Origin of the sequence: Kutzneria kofuensis, assembly GCF_014203355.1 — a bacterium.
In the GTDB taxonomy this organism is placed as follows: domain Bacteria; phylum Actinomycetota; class Actinomycetes; order Mycobacteriales; family Pseudonocardiaceae; genus Kutzneria; species Kutzneria kofuensis.
Window position 1 is genome coordinate 6,744,975 of sequence record NZ_JACHIR010000001.1, and the last position, 12,690, is coordinate 6,757,664.

General features: G+C 69.3%; 8 protein-coding genes. 6 read left to right on the forward strand and 2 right to left on the reverse strand.

What is annotated here, in order from left to right; genetic code table 11:
• Positions 1–76: 76 nt before the first annotated feature.
• On the forward strand, positions 77–1,591 hold the full coding sequence (aceB, locus tag BJ998_RS31255; protein ID WP_312890414.1) for a malate synthase A: 1,515 nt from the start codon (positions 77–79) through the stop codon (positions 1,589–1,591).
• Positions 1,591–2,796 carry a DUF6986 family protein gene (locus BJ998_RS31260; RefSeq protein ID WP_184866916.1) on the forward strand — a complete coding sequence of 402 codons (1,206 nt, stop codon included), beginning with the start codon at positions 1,591–1,593 and terminating at the stop codon, positions 2,794–2,796. The genes aceB and BJ998_RS31260 overlap by 1 nt, the downstream gene beginning before the upstream one ends.
• On the opposite strand, the gene BJ998_RS31265 is transcribed toward BJ998_RS31260, so the two are convergent.
• Together BJ998_RS31265 and BJ998_RS31270 are read right to left on the reverse strand one after the other, a co-directional pair.
• Positions 2,793–3,593, reverse strand: a complete 801-nt coding sequence (locus BJ998_RS31265) for an HNH endonuclease signature motif containing protein (RefSeq protein WP_184866917.1) — start codon at positions 3,591–3,593, stop codon at positions 2,793–2,795. The two genes, BJ998_RS31260 and BJ998_RS31265, sit on opposite strands and share 4 nt — an antisense overlap.
• Positions 3,594–4,313: 720 nt before the next feature.
• A complete protein-coding gene (locus tag BJ998_RS31270) occupies positions 4,314–5,003 on the reverse strand; it encodes a LuxR C-terminal-related transcriptional regulator (RefSeq protein ID WP_184866918.1) in 690 nt (229 codons plus the stop codon).
• A 339-nt stretch (positions 5,004–5,342) separates the two neighbouring features.
• Here BJ998_RS31270 and BJ998_RS31275 point away from each other — a divergent pair, with 339 nt between their 5' ends.
• From BJ998_RS31275 to BJ998_RS31290, 4 genes are all read left to right on the forward strand, one after another.
• A complete protein-coding gene (locus BJ998_RS31275; RefSeq protein ID WP_184866919.1) occupies positions 5,343–8,078 on the forward strand; it encodes a helix-turn-helix transcriptional regulator in 2,736 nt (911 codons plus the stop codon).
• Positions 8,079–8,139: 61 nt separating this feature from the next.
• Positions 8,140–8,754 carry a TetR/AcrR family transcriptional regulator gene (locus BJ998_RS31280; RefSeq protein ID WP_184866920.1) on the forward strand — a complete coding sequence of 205 codons (615 nt, stop codon included), beginning with the start codon at positions 8,140–8,142 and terminating at the stop codon, positions 8,752–8,754.
• Positions 8,755–9,247: 493 nt separating this feature from the next.
• Entirely contained in the window at positions 9,248–10,036 is a 789-nt protein-coding gene (locus tag BJ998_RS31285) for an ABC transporter ATP-binding protein (RefSeq protein WP_184866921.1), read from the forward strand.
• Positions 10,036–12,621: an ABC transporter permease gene (locus tag BJ998_RS31290; RefSeq protein WP_184866922.1), complete on the forward strand. Its 2,586-nt coding sequence runs from the start codon at positions 10,036–10,038 to the stop codon at positions 12,619–12,621. The genes BJ998_RS31285 and BJ998_RS31290 overlap by 1 nt, the downstream gene beginning before the upstream one ends.
• Positions 12,622–12,690: the final 69 nt, after the last annotated feature.

A 12,690-nucleotide genomic window follows, 5' to 3' on the forward strand; every position in this document is an offset into this window, starting at 1 on the left:
CCTGTACTTGGCTGGACCCCAAGGGTAGCGTGGCTGCCGTCGGTTCTGGAAGAAAAACTCCACGATGAGGAAAACAGTGCCTGAGATCCTGACCCCGGAAGCGGTGGATTTCATCACCGACCTCAACCGGACGTTCGCCCCCCGTCGCGACGAGCTGATCGCCGCTCGGGCCGCCAAGCGCGGCCGGAAGCTGGACTTCCTGCCGGAGACGGCGCACATCCGTGACGCGCAGTGGCAGGTCGCCGCGGCCCCGCCCGCGCTGCGGGACCGGCGGGTGGAGATCACCGGGCCGACCGAGCGCAAGATGGCGATCAACGCGCTCAACTCCGGGGCCAAGGTGTGGCTGGCCGACCTGGAGGACGCCAACACCCCGCACTGGCACAACGTGATCTCCGGCCAGGAGAACCTGTACGACGCCGTGCGCGGCACCATCGTGCACACCTCGCCCGAGGGCAAGCACTACGCGCTGCGCTCCGACGTCCGGCCCGCGACCATCGTGATGCGCCCCCGCGGCTGGCACCTGGACGAGCGGCACGTCGACGTCGACGGCCGGCCCGCCGTCGGCGCGCTGGTCGACTTCGGCCTGTACTTCTTCCACAACGTCCGCGAGCTGCTCGCCCGCGGCAGCGGCCCGTACTTCTACCTGCCGAAGATGGAGAGCCACCTCGAGGCCCGGCTGTGGAACGACGTCTTCACGCACGCGCAGGCCGCGCTGGACATTCCGCACGGCACCATCCGCGCCACCGTGCTGATCGAGACCGTGCCGGCCGCGTTCGAGATGGAGGAGATCCTCTACGAGCTGCGTGATCACGCCTCCGGCCTGAACGCCGGCCGCTGGGACTACCTGTTCAGCCTGATCAAGACCTTCCGGGACGCCGGCGAGGAGTTCGTGCTGCCGGACCGCAACACCGTCACCATGACCGCCCCGTTCATGCGGGCCTACACCGAGCTGCTCGTGCGGACCTGCCACAAGCGCGGCGCTTTCGCCATGGGCGGCATGGCCGCGTTCATCCCGAACCGCCGCGACCCCGAGGTCACCGCCGCCGCGCTGGAGAAGGTGCGGGCCGACAAGAGCCGTGAGGCCAACGACGGCTTCGACGGCTCGTGGGTCGCCCACCCCGACCTGGTTCCCGTGTGCCAGCAGGTTTTCGACGATGTGCTCGGCAAGCGTCCCAACCAGTTGGACAAGCTGCGCCCCGAGGTGCGGGTCACCGCCGACCAGCTGTTGGACGTCAAGTCGACGCCCGGCGAGGCCACCTTCGCCGGCGTCCAGTCCGCCGTCGACGTCGGCGTTCGATACATCCAGTCCTGGCTTTCCGGCAACGGCGCCGCCGCCATCCACAACCTGATGGAGGACGCCGCCACCGCCGAGATCTCACGCTCGCAGCTGTGGCAGTGGGTGCACAACGGCACCGTGTTGTCCGATGGTCAGGTCGTCACCGCCGACCTCGTCCGCCAGGTCCTCGCCGACGTCAAGGGTTCCTTGTCCGGTGACCACCTCGACGACGCCTGTGCCCTGTTCGAACAGGTCGCCCTCGATGACGACTTCGTGGACTTCCTGACGCTGCCGGCCTACGACAAGATCGACTGATGGATCTCGACAAGCTCGTGTCCGAGTTGGACAGTCAGCTGTCCGATGTGGATGCCGTGCGTGAGCGCCTCTATCCGGGTTCGGCCGGCGCCCGTCAGCCCGTGCACACCGTGTACGTGCCGGCGGACGCCGTCGTGCCGGATTTGGTGGACTCGTGGGGCAAACGCGCCCTTGCCGCCCTGGACGAATTCGCCCCCGACGCCGGTGCCCTGACCGACGCCACCGGCGTCGACGCCGTCCCCGTGCACGATCGGGTTCGTTCGAAGCTCGCCCGTGAGCCCATCGAGGATCTTCGTATCGACTTCGAGGACGGCTACGGTTCCCCCGACGACGCCACCGAGGACCGCCATGTGGTTGCCGCCGCCGAGGTTCTGGAGGCCGCCGCCACCCCGTTTTCCGGCGTCCGCATCAAGGGTTTCGAGCCTTCCGGCCGTCGCCGCGGCGTCCGCACCCTCGCTCTGCTGTTGGACGCCTTGAATCCCCTGCCTCCCAACTTCGTCATCACCCTGCCCAAGGTCACGTCGGTGGAGCAGGTCGAGTCCATGGTCTGGCTCTGCACCCAGTTGGAGCGTTTCGATCATGAACTCCGCTTCGAGCTCCAGATCGAGACCACCCAGGCCGTGCTCGGCCCGGACGGCGCCGCCACCGTGGCCCGCATGATCCATGCCTCCGACCGCCGCTGCGTTGGTTTGCACTACGGCACCTACGACTACAGCGCCGCCTGCGGCGTCACCGCTGCCCACCAGTCCATGGAGCATCCCGTCGCCGACCACGCCAAGAACGTCATGCTCCTGGCCGCCGCCGGCACCGGCGTCACCGTCTCCGACGGCTCCACCAACATTCTTCCCGTGGGCGGTTCGGATGCCGTTCACGCCGGTTGGCGCCTGCACACCCGCCTCGTCACCCGCTCCCTGTCGCACGCCCTCTACCAGGGCTGGGACCTGCACCCCCATCAGCTCCCCACCCGCTTCCTCGCCACTTTCTCCTTCTACCGCAACGCCTTCCCCCAGGCCGCCGCCCGCCTCCGCGCCTACTTGTCCAAGTCTTCCGGCACTTTCCTCGACGAGCCCGCCACCGCCCAGGCCATGAGCGCCGCCCTCGTCCGTGGAATGGACTGCGGCGCCTTGGACGTCGCCGAGGTGGAGGCCGCCGTCGGTGTCGAGCGTTCCGTCCTGGACGGCTTCGCCCGCCGCCGCGTCGGCTAGTTCAGGTAGTGCGGCGGCACGAATTCCGGCCGCTTGTCCACCATCACCACGTTCCACCTGCTGTGGTGGATCACGCGGTGGTGGTGTCCGCACAGCAACACACAGTTGTCCAGGCTGGTCGGCCCACCGTCCGCCCAGTGCACGATGTGGTGGGCGTGGCATTGTCTCGGCAGCCGTTGGCAGCCGGGGAAGGCGCATCCTTGATCCCGGTGGATCAGCGCTCTGCGGAGCCGGTGGGGGATTGTCCGGGTGAGCCGCCCGAAGTCCAGCGGGTCGGATTTTGATCCGAGGACGATCGGGAGGACCTTGCAGTCGCAGGCGATCCTGCGCGCCGAGGCCGCGTCGGTGTACCCGTTGGCCGCCAGCTTGGCGGTGCCGATCTGCTTCTTCAGCACCTCCAGTGACACCGTCACCGCCACGTGCGGCCGCTCGCCGGCTTCCGTAGGGGCCTTCTTGTTGCCCGCCGCCAATTCGATGACCTCGACCAGCGCATCCCCTTGCCGCTGTGCGATGTCACGCTCGTCGTTGGCGGAGGTCGGCTTGGCCAACGGGCTGATCAGCGCCGCGAGGGTGGCCCCGGCCTCGGCGTCGATCCGTCCCCGAAAGGCGAAGGTGCCGTCGGTGCGGCTGGTGAAGTGAAACTCCCTGCGCGGCTCGGCGAGGTCGCGGTCATCGGGCGCTTTCCCGTCCTGGTCGAGCAGTTGGAGGATGCGGCGTCCGATTGCGGCCATGCCGGCGGAATCGACCTTGGGCGCTTCGGCGAGCATATGCTGCTCAACCTTGTTCCGATCCGCCACCGGCGCAGCCCAATGGTCTTGTCAATCGCGGCAAGATGCTCCGGACTGAGCCCCTCGACATGAGCCGCCTCGCGGACCTTGTCCCGCCGCAGCAGTTGCGCCCGCTCGATCAGCCGAAGCGCCTCGCGCCGCGAGATCCCCATCCCCGCACACATGTCCGCACACAGAACGGCGACGGCGTCCTTGTCCCTACCCGCGCGGGACAACAACTCCCCAACGACTTCGAGGCTCTCCAGATATATCCGCCGCCGCTCCGCCTCCCCATCCCTGAGCGCGCCATGCAGCGATTCCTCATCGAGCTGCCACAAAGCAGTCCCATCGAAGATCGCTGTCATAGCCTCATTCTACCGCCCCAACCAGCCATTTTCCCCTTGCTTGCCAAACATTACCCTTGTGGGTGATATTCTCGGAAAGTGCTTTCCCCACTGTAACTCCCGTCAACCATCCCTCCCGTCCTAAGCCCTCTTTAAACGCAACCACCAACCAACAGGCGGCAATCCGCATCCGCAACCACCCACCTGACTGAAGAACGGAGAATCTTCAACACAGGCCCCCGCTAACGAACCGAAAGGGCGGGTGGGCGGGAACCCTCCGACCAATCCCACCGCCAGCCGGCAGAACGCAGAAGCGCCAGCACGCAGCAGCGCGACGACGAAGTGAGGCAGGCCCGGCCACAGCCGGCTGCGCCCACCCTCACCATGTGGACGCAGCCGCCGAGAACTACACCATCCCCATCCCCAACCCCGCCTCCCTGGCCAACACGATCGCCTCCGCCCGCGACGCTGTCCGCAGCTTGGCGAAGATCGCCGACAGATGGTTGCTGACGGTCTTCGGCGACAGCCGCAGCTGTCGGGCGATCAGCTGGTTGGACAGCCCGGCGGCGACGAGGTTCAGCACCTCTCGTTCCCGCCCGGTCAGCCCGGGAAACGGTGTCGCGGCCACACCGAGCGGCCGCCCGACCAATCCCAGCAGCCGGTCGGCCGCCGCCGGCCCGAAGATCATCTCCCCGGCGGCCACGCCCTGGATCGCGCGCACGATCTCGTCGCGGTTGGCGTCCTTGTGCAGATAGCCCCGCACGCCGGAGCGCAGCGCCGCCCGCAGGGAATCGTCGTCGTCGGTCGACGCCAGCGCCAGCACGGCGACGTCCCGCGCGGAACGCCGCAGCTCGGCGAGCACGGTCTCGCCGTCGACGAGGTCGAGCACGAGCACGTCGGGCCGGTGCAGCAGCACCTCCCGAACGGCGTCGCGCGCGGTCGCGGCCTCGGCGACGACGTCGAAGTCGCCGCACAGCACCCGTAGTCCGAGTCTCACCACCGGTTCGCCACTGGCCACGACGACCGTCACCGCCTCGATGACGGCCGGCCGCGCCGGCAGCGTGAGGACGGCCCCCGCGGCCGCCACGTTGCTCATCGCCATAGTCCTGACCCCCAAGGTCCTCGGCCGACGTTGACGTTAGGGCAGGGCGTTCATATCCCGTTCAAATCCCCGGTCGTGACCGACTCGTGACACTGAATCGGCAATTCCGAAATGGGGGTGAAGACTGGCCTTCTCCTAGGGGATCCCCTGTTAGGTTGACACGGTCGGAGCCGTGCTGACGTTGTTGGGCAGGCTGTCGCGGCGAGGACGGGCAGGCGGTGCAATTACCCCGGTTTTCCCTAGTTGACGTCGGTCCACCGCCATTCTACGGTCGGCTCGACGCGTTCGATGAGGGTGTTTTTGCGAGCGGTGCGAACGTGGGGTGAGTGCACTATGGAGCTTGTCGATCGGTCCGGCGAATTGGAACTGCTCAAGGACGCGTTCGCCGGCTGCGGCGAGGGCCGGGGCCAGCTGGTCCTGGTCAGCGGCCGGTTCGCCAGCGGCAAGACCGAACTGCTGCACGCGTTCGGCGACTTCGTGGTCGACTCCGGTGCACTGCTGCTCAGCGCGACCGGCGCTCGTGCCGAGGGCGCGCTCCAGCGCGGCGTGCTGGGCCAGCTCTTCCACAGCGACACCCTGCCGCCCGCGGTGATCGCGCGCGCGGCCAGCCTGATCCTGCCGGCGGCGGACCCGGGGCGGTTCGGCGGCCCGGCGATGCGCCCGTCCGACGCCCGCGTGGCCCAGGAGCTGTGCACGATCGTCTCCACGCTGGCCAAGGACCGCCCCGTCGTCATGGTCGTCGACGACGTCCAGTACGCCGACGACGCCTCGCTGCAGGCCCTCCTCTACCTGATCCGGCGGATGCGGACCATCCCGGTGCTGATGGTGCTGAGCGAATGCGCCCAGCCCTGGTCGTCCCGCCCGTGGTTCCACGCCGAGCTGGCCGGCTGCCCGCACCGGGAGCTCACGCTCAAGCCGCTGTCCGCGGCCGGCGTCGCCGATCTTGTCGAGCTGAAACTGGGCGCAGGCAAGGAAAAGCTCGCGGAGGGCATTCACGCGGTGAGCGGCGGCGTGCCGCTGCTGGTGAAGGCGCTGATCGACGACCAGGCGCACGGTGAGGGGGAGCCCTACGTCGGCGCCGCGTTCGGCCGGGCGGTGCTGGCCTGCCTGCACCGCAGCGAGCCGAGTTTCCTGGAGGTGGCGCGGGGCATGGCGATTCTCGGTGAGCAGGCGACGCCCGCGCTGGTGGGCCGGCTGATCGAGATGGACGGCGGCTCCGTGGAGCAGCACCTGGACAGCATGGCGCGCTCGGGCCAGTTCAGCCCCGCCGAGCTGAAAAGGCCGGCCGTGCACGCGGCGCTGCTGGACAGCCTGAGCCCGGCCGAGCGGATCACGATGCACCGGGACGCGGCGGAACTCCTGTACTGGAACGGCGCCTCGCCGATCACGGTTGCCCGGCACGTGCTCGGTTCGGACGACGCCGGCGCGCCGTGGGCGATCCGGATCCTGCGCGAGGCGGCGGACCAGTCGCTGGTCGACGACGACGTGGACACCGCGATCCGTTGTCTCAGCCTGGCTTTGCGGGCCAGCGAGGACGAGAGGGAACGCATTCTCATCACCGCGGCGCTGGCGCGGGCGGAGTGGCGGGTCAACCCGCTGGCGGCTTCGCGCCGGCTCGCGCCGCTGCACGACGCCATGGCCGACGGCACGCTCACCGGCCGTGATCTCGTCACGTTCATCAGGTACCTGCTGTGGCAGGGGAAACTCGACGACGCGACCGCACAGCTGGGCACCGTGATGGAGTCGCTGACGGAGGCGGACGCGCAGATCGCCGCCGAGCTGGGCCTGGCCTACCAGTTCGTCTACGGCACGGCCCCCGGCTCGATGCCGCAGGAGACGACCAACAATCCCTGGACCCGGGCCCGGGTCACGCTGACGTCGATGATGCAGCACAGCGGCGGCGAGGAGCTGGTCAACAACGCGCTGCACGTGCTGGCCAGTTGCGCGCTCGGCGACTCCACGCTGGAGATGCTGGCGACGGCGCTGTCGGTGCTGATCGGCGCGGACCGGGTGGAGGAAGCGGCTTCCTCGTGTGACCGGCTGCTCGCGGACGCCGAGCGGCGCAATGCCCCGATGTGGCAGGCGGTTCTGTCCAGCATGCGGGCGCACATCGCGCTGCGCCAAGGGGATCCGCTGCACGCGGACGAACTGGCCGCGGCGGCGATGGAGCTGATGAGCCCGCAGAACTGGGGTGTCCTCATCGGATACCCGCTGTCCACGCTGATGCTGGCCAACACCGCGATGGGCCGGCACGACAAGGCTGCCGCGCTGGCGCAGCAGATCGTGCCGGAGGCCATGTTCTCCACGATCTTCGGCCCGCGCTACCTGAACGCCCGTGGCCACCACTACCTGGCCACCGGCCGGCTGCTGGCCGCGTTCAGCGACTTCGAGGAGTGCGGCGAGCTGGTGGGCGCGCTCGGCCTGGACGTGCCGGTGATCTCCATGTGGCGCGGCGACCTGGCCGAGGTGCAGGTGCTGCTGGGCCGGCCGTGGACGGCCAAGGAGCTGGTCACCGCCCAGCTGGAGTGGGCGGGTGGGGTCACCGGCCGGGTCAAGGGCGTGTCGCTACGGGTGTTGGCGGCGACCAGCGATCCGAAGGAACGGCCGCGGCTGCTCTACGCCGCGCTGGACCACCTGCAGGCGTGCGGCGACCGGCTGGAGCTGGCCCGCTGCCTGGTCGACCTGGCCCAGGCGCACCACGAGCTGGGCGAACTGGAGCTGGCGCGGTCCGCCGCGCTGCGGGCGAGTCAGGAGGCGAGGTCGTGTCACGCCGCACCGCTGCTGGACCGGCTGTCCCGGTGGAGCGTCGACGTCGCGGAGACACCGACCGCCGCACCGGAGGAGGCCGACGACGCCGTCGGCTCGGTGCTGAGCGCGGCGGAGCTGCGGGTGGCCGCCCTGGCGACCCTCGGGCACACCAACCGCGAGATCGGTCGCCGCCTGTACATCACGCCCAGCACCGTGGAACAGCACCTGACCAAGGTGTACCGCAAGCTCAACGTGGGTGGCCGCAAGGACCTCCCGGCGGGTCTGTCCCTGCACGTCGCGTCGTCGGCGCCGACCGGATGACGCGGCAAGTACCAGACTTCTGTCTAGGACATTTGTATAGGACATGAGGTAGAATGGATGCATGGGACATCGAGAAGACCTGCTGGCCGGCGCCAAGCGCTGCCTCGTCGAGAAGGGTTACGCGAGAACGACCGCGCGTGACATCGTGGCGGCCTCCGGCGCCAATCTGGCGTCCATCGGCTACCACTACGGGTCCAAAGAGGCCCTGCTGAACCAGGCGCTGATCCAGTCGGTTCGGGAGTGGGGTGAACAGCTTGCGAAGACTCTGATCGAGGCCGAGGTGGACCACCTGGGCCCGCGCGAACGCTACGAGGCGATCTGGGCGCGCATCGTCGAGATGTTCGGTGCCAACAAGCAGTTGTGGACCGCGCAGTTCGAGGTGCTGGCGCAGATCGAGCACGCCGAGGACGTTCGCCAGGTGCTGACCGCCGGCAACGCCGAGGGTTGGCCGGGTCTGGGCATGCTCTTCAACAACATCGACCCCGAGGTGGACGGGCGGCAGGCGTCGCTGGTCGGCGCGTTCAACCAGGCGCTGCTGACCGGGATCATGGCCCAGTGGCTGATCGATCCCACCACCGCGTTGAACGGTGACGACATCACCGAGGCGCTGGGCATCATCGCGCGCAGCTTCTCGGGCAACTCCGAGACCGTTCCGGTCGGCAGTGCCAGCAACTGATCCTTGGTTGACCCGGGCGCCGCGGCCCCGCCAGCGGGGCCGCGCCCGACCCGGACTGGCCCTGTTCGTCCGTGGAGTCGAGCAGGGCATGCGTGTCCACGAGCCGCCGCAGCGCGCTGACGCCGGCCGCTCGATCTGAGATTCCTCCCTTCTTTTCCGACGCCCCAGGGCGTTGATGACGCACGCCCGTGGTCCACCGCGCCTGTCCACCCGCGGTGGAGCGACCCGGCCTGCCCTTTCACCCTGCTCCCCATCCCTGTCCTCCCCCGCGCTCGGCAGCGGGGGAGGGCCCTCTACTCGTGCCTCCGGTGGGTCACTCACCGTGCTGTGACGATCACCTAGGGGCCTCGACGTGGTGCCGTCGGGGACAAAACCGCAGGTAGAAGTACATTTAAACGTACGTCCTATACAAACGCATCATACGTATGTATAGTTCAGCGCAACGGGTTCCAACTCAGCAGTCCGAAGTGCCGATCCCACACAGGAGTCTGAAGTGACAACCACGCAGCTCAACACCGCGACCACCGTCCAGCTGGACCAGGTGCGCAAGGTCTACGGCAAGGGAGACAACGAGGTCGTCGCCCTCGGCGGCGTCACCATCGGCTTTCGCCAGGGCACTTTCACCGCCGTGATGGGGCCGTCGGGCTCCGGCAAGTCCACGCTGCTGCACTGCGCGGCCGGCCTGGACACGCCGACCTCCGGCTCGGTGACGCTGGCCGGCCAGAAGATCGAGGGCCTCAGCGAGGCCAAGCTGACGATCCTGCGCCGGGACCGCATCGGCTTCATCTTCCAGTCGTTCAACCTGCTGCCCGCGCTGACCGTGTACCAGAACGTGACGCTGCCGCTGCAGTTGGCCGGCCGCAAGCCGAACAAGGCCGAGGTCAACCGGATCATCGAGCAGGTCGGCCTGGCCGAGCGCAAGCACCACCGGCCGGCCCAGCTCTCCGGCGGCCAGCAGCAGCGCGTCGCCATCGCCCGCGCCCTGGTCACCCGCCCGGCGGTGATCTTCGCCGACGAGCCGACCGGCGCCCTGGACACCCGCACCGCCCGTGACGTGCTGAACCTGTTGGGCCGCAGCGTGCGCGCGACCGGCCAGACGATCGTGATGGTCACTCACGACCCGGTGGCCGCCTCGCACGCCGACAGCGTGGTCTTCCTCGCCGACGGCCAGCTCGCCGGCGAGCTGCACCAGCCGACCCCCGAGTCGGTCGCCGAGCGCATGACCCAGCTCGGCAACTTCGTCGCCGCCCGCCGCAACACCGTCGCCACCGGGAGCAAGTGATGTTCAAGCTTGCCATGCGCAGCCTGCGCCACCGCTGGGGCGGCTTCGTCGCCACCTTCATCGCCATGTTCTTCTGCGCCGGCCTGCTGATGGCGGCCGGCGGCCTGGTCCAGACCTCGGCCGACCACGCGGTGCCGGCCCAGCGGCTGGCCGCGGCCCCGATCGTCGTCGCCGGCAACTCCACCTTCAACCTGCCCGGCGGCTCGACCCCGTACACCCTGGCCGAGCAGGTCCGGGTCAACCAGAGCGTCATCGACACCGTGAGCAAGACCCCGGGCGTGGAGAAGGCCGTCCCGGACGTGTCGTTCCCGGCCGTGGTGCTCTCCGACGGCAAGCCGGTCACCGCGAGCGGCCAGCTGTTCCGCGGCCACAGCTCCCGGGTCGAGACCGACACCACCTCCCTCGGGCACGGCTGGTCCTCGGCCGAGCTCGCCCCGTACAAGCTGACGGCCGGCAACCAGCCGACCGCGGCCGGCCAGGTCGTCATCGACTCGGAGTCCGCCCGGGTGGCGGGAGTCCAGGTCGGACAGTCCGTCGACGTGCTGGTGCACGGCGCCACGCAGAGCTTCACCGTGAGCGGCATCGCCGAGGCCGGCACCGTGACGCAGGCGGCGATCTTCTTCAGTGACGCCGACGTCGCCAAGTACAACACCGAGCCCGGCACCGTCAACGCCATCGGCGTCATCCCGGCCGCCGGCCAGGACGTCGCCGCGCTGAGCGACAAGCTGACCGCGGCCGTCGGCGCCGAGGCCGTCGTGCTCACCGGCGACCACCGGGGCTACGCCGAGTTCCCGGACACCCTCAAGGTCACCGACGTCACCATCACCTCGGTCGTGTTCGGCATCATGGCGATCATGGCCGGCCTGTTCGGCGCCTCCTCCACCCTCGCGCTGGCCTACCAGCAGCGCGGTCGGGAGATGGCGCTGCTGCGGGCGATCGGCACCACGCCGCGGCAACTGCGCCGCATGATCCGCGGTGAGACGATCGTGGTGTCGCTGCTGGCCTCCGTGGTGGCCATCGCGCCGGCCTACCTGGCCAGCCAGTGGCTGTACAACGAGATCGTGGCCAGCGGCATCGCCCCCGAGGGCATCGTGTTCCACCTGGGCCCGGTGCCGATCGTGATCGCCACCCTGATCGCGCTGCTGACCGGCATCGCCTCGGCCCGCATCGCCGGCCGCCGCGCCGCCGTCACCAAGCCCACCGCCGCCCTGCAGGAGGCCGAGAACCAGCCGGTGCGCCTCGGCTGGGGCCGGGTCATCCTGGCCTGGGTGTTCATCCTCGTCGCCGCCCTGATGGCTTTCGTGACGCTGACCTCGGTCACCGGCCCGCTCACCGCCAGCCCGGCCGCGATGATCTCCATCTGCCTGGCCATCGGACTCGGCCTGCTCGGCCCGGCCATCGCCAAGCTGATGACCGCCGTCGTCGCCCCGCTGCTGCGGCCGTTCGCCGGCCTGGCCGGCTACCTGGGCTCGCTCAACGCCCGCTCCCGCGCCACCCGGATGGCGGCGGTGATCACCCCGGTGATGCTGCTGACCGCCATCGCCACCGCCAACCTGTACCTGGTCACCACCGAGCAGGACGTCAGCACCGCCGCCTACACCGACGACCTGCACGCCGACCTGGTGCTGCAGTCCGGCGCGACCGGCTTCACGCCGGACGTGCTGGCCAAGGTCCGCCGGCTGCCCGGCGTGGACGCCGCCTCGGAGTTCGTCGCCAGCACCGGTTTCGTGGAGAAGCCCACGGACCCGTTGGGCGGCAAGGACCTCGACGGCTGGCCGATCCAGGGCGTGACCGCGGACGCGGCGTCGAAGATCGGTGTCTCCTCGACGGTCTCCGGCGACCTGAACAACCTGACCGGCAACACCGTCGCCCTGACCGACACCTACGCCAAGCGCATCGGCCGCACCATCGGTGACACCATCACCCTGCGGCTGGGCGACCGGGCCCTGGTGGACGTCAAGCTGGTCGCGACCTTCCCGACCCGGCCCAGCTTCGACAAGATCCTGCTGCCCGCCAACCTGCTGGCCGCGCACACGCTGCCCGGCCTGCCGATCCAGATCCTCGTCCGCGCCACCCCCGGAACGAACGTCGACCAGCTGCGCACGGCACTGTCCTCGCTGTCGCAGACGTTGCCCGGCAGCAGCATCACGGACCGCAACGCCCTGGCCACCGCCTACGCCGGTCACCTCAAGTCGCAGGCGCTGGTGAGCTACCTGATCGTCGCGATGATCGCCGGCTACACCACCATCTCCATCGTGAACAACCTGGCGCTGTCGATCACCCGCCGCCGCAAGGAGTTCGGCCTGCAGCGGCTGACCGGCTCCACCCGCCGGCAGATCATGGGCATGATGGCGTACGAGGGAGCGCTGGTCGCGGTGATCGGCGTGATCCTCGGGGTCATCGCGACCCCGTCCACGCTGATCCCGTTCAGCCTGGCCCGGACCGGCAACCCGATCCCGACCGGTCCACTGTGGATGTTCTTCGCGGTGATCGCCTACGCCGCGGTGGTGGCCCTGCTGGCCACGCTGGTGCCGACCTGGTTCCGGCTGCGCGGCCGGCCCCTGGAGGCCGCGGTTCCCGAGTGATTTCCCCAGTAGTACGAGCGTCCGGCCACTCCTGCTCCGCAGGGGTGGCCGGACGTCGTTGTGCGGTGA

Excerpts from the sequence above, each read along its gene's own strand:
- BJ998_RS31260 (WP_184866916.1), top strand. The coding sequence starts at position 1,591 with ATGGATCTCGACAAGCTCGTGTCCGAGTTGGACAGTCAGCTGTCCGAT.
- BJ998_RS31270 (WP_184866918.1), bottom strand. The coding sequence starts at position 5,003 with ATGAGCAACGTGGCGGCCGCGGGGGCCGTCCTCACGCTGCCGGCGCGG.
- BJ998_RS31275 (WP_184866919.1), top strand. The coding sequence starts at position 5,343 with ATGGAGCTTGTCGATCGGTCCGGCGAATTGGAACTGCTCAAGGACGCG.
- BJ998_RS31280 (WP_184866920.1), top strand. The coding sequence starts at position 8,140 with ATGGGACATCGAGAAGACCTGCTGGCCGGCGCCAAGCGCTGCCTCGTC.
- BJ998_RS31290 (WP_184866922.1), top strand. The coding sequence starts at position 10,036 with ATGTTCAAGCTTGCCATGCGCAGCCTGCGCCACCGCTGGGGCGGCTTC.